The sequence below is a fragment of the Stenotrophomonas sp. P5_A8 genome, from assembly GCF_056400545.1.
Genome location: NZ_JBFULB010000615.1, coordinates 1 through 845 on the forward strand (window position 1 = coordinate 1; position 845 = coordinate 845).

1 protein-coding gene is annotated in these 845 nt (G+C 51.4%); it reads right to left on the reverse strand.

Translation table 11 applies throughout. The features are described 5' to 3' along the window. Positions 1 to 701, reverse strand: a 701-nt coding sequence (locus AC1DQP_RS21080; protein WP_478052505.1) for a hypothetical protein, incomplete at its 3' end; no start/stop codon positions are given. Positions 702 to 845: the final 144 nt, after the last annotated feature.

The following is an 845-nucleotide window of genomic DNA, read 5'->3' on the forward strand; positions in this document are numbered from 1 at the left end:
GCAATGACTAGGTCGGCCTCGAGCAACTCGTTGATGATGGTCGACTGAATGACGTCGCTGCCTTGCCTATTTGCAGTCTCCACGACGAAGCCCGCGCTAATTCCCGCAGGCGTCAACAGGCTGCGCAGGACTTCTGTAAAAAACCCTTTGGGGCGGCTGGGGTTTCTTTCTACAAAAGGCATAATGATGAATGCCTTGAGGGTCCGGTCGCTAGCGCCCTTGGGGGCACCCAAGATCACTGTCGAAGGACGTTCTCCAGTTGGAGCATCAACCGTGCCGTAGTCTACAGAGCCGTCCGTTATCCCCAGTTCGGTACAATTTTCTCGAAAGATCGTTGAAAATTCTTCATGATACCTGGGGGCCAATCGGAATTCTCGTTCCAGAGTATTGCCGAGATACTTCATTTCGGGCAAATTTGCACCCTTGTAGTGCTCTAGAACCCTGTCGAAGATGGGAATTCGTCTAAAGGCATCGACCTTTTTGGCGTGCTCCAATTCAGCGTTCGAGGCATACAGGATTTCTGTGCCCAATTCGGCGATAGATATTGCTGCGCTATCTCGAGTGCCTTCGGTTAGTCCGTAGTCGCGCGAAGCTGCGGTTAGATAGAAAAATTTTGCCGACATACCTAGACCGAGGGCCTTCGCAACCTCCGATGGCTGCCAAGGGTTTCCACCGTTGAAATCTCGAATAGCCTGAGCCACTCTCAACGCATCAATGACGGTATGTATGGGGTAGGTTCGTCTGCTGTAAGATCCGCCTGCTCGGCTACTTTATTTATCACTCACCTTCTTTGGAGGTGCTTTACGAGACAAGGTTGCTTTCTTTGCGACCGGGCTCTTTACATT